Here is a 910-nt window from a genome sequence, read left to right as displayed (position 1 = left end):
TTACAGGATTACTCGGTAAGCGTAAAGCTCAGTCACTTTAGTGCTGAGATATAAGCGACACGGGCGAATTTATTCGCCTTGTCTTTGTAATTGCAATATTTACGCCAGATATGTTGGTATAACTGTAGGAGGTAGTTATGCTAATTTTTGAGTTCAAAACCTATGGAAAGCCCAAGCAATTTACAGCAGTAGATGATGCTATTCGTACTGCCCAATTCGTTCGCAATAGCTGTATTCGGCTGTGGATGGATAATCAGAATACGGGTAAAAACGATTTGCAAAAATACTGTGCAATATTAGCTAAAACTTTTTCCTTTGCAGATGAACTTAATTCAATGGCTAGACAAGCTAGTGCAGAACGAGCTTGGTCTTCTATCTCTCGCTTTTATGATAACTGTAAGAAAAAGATTCCTGGTTTAAAGGGATTTCCACAATTTCAAAAAGATTGTCGCTCTGTTGAATACAAAACATCAGGATGGCAGCTTGCCCAAGACAGAAAATCAATTACCTTTACAGACAAAAAAGGCATTGGCAAGTTAAAACTAAAAGGCACTCGTGATTTGCATTTTTATCAAATTAATCAAATAAAACGAGTCCGATTAGTGAAACGTGCTGATGGTGTTTATATCCAATTCTGTATTAACGTAGATAGAAGTGAGAATATTCAATCTTCTGGGAATAGCATAGGATTGGATGTAGGATTAAAAGATTTCTACACCGATTCTGATGGTAATACCCTATCAAATCCTAGATTTTTAAGAAAAGGTAAGAAGGTTTTAAAGCGTTCTCAAAAACGAGTTTCTAGGAAAGTTAAAGGATCAAAAAATCGAGGCAAAGCTAGACATATTTTAGGAAAACGCCACCTGAAAATAAGTAGGCAACGTAAAGACCATGCTGTGAAATTAGCACG

1 protein-coding gene is annotated in these 910 nt (G+C 36.5%); it reads left to right on the top strand.

What is annotated here, in order from left to right:
* Positions 1–137: 137 nt before the first annotated feature.
* The coding region (locus A9Y75_RS25805; protein ID WP_143046517.1) for an RNA-guided endonuclease TnpB family protein at positions 138–910 on the top strand (773 nt) is incomplete at its 3' end.

Source organism: Trichormus sp. NMC-1 (assembly GCF_001858025.1).
In the GTDB taxonomy this organism is placed as follows: Bacteria; Cyanobacteriota; Cyanobacteriia; order Cyanobacteriales; family Nostocaceae; genus Anabaena.
Note: the sequence above shows the minus strand (reverse complement) of the source record. Positions and strands in the feature narration are given on the sequence as shown.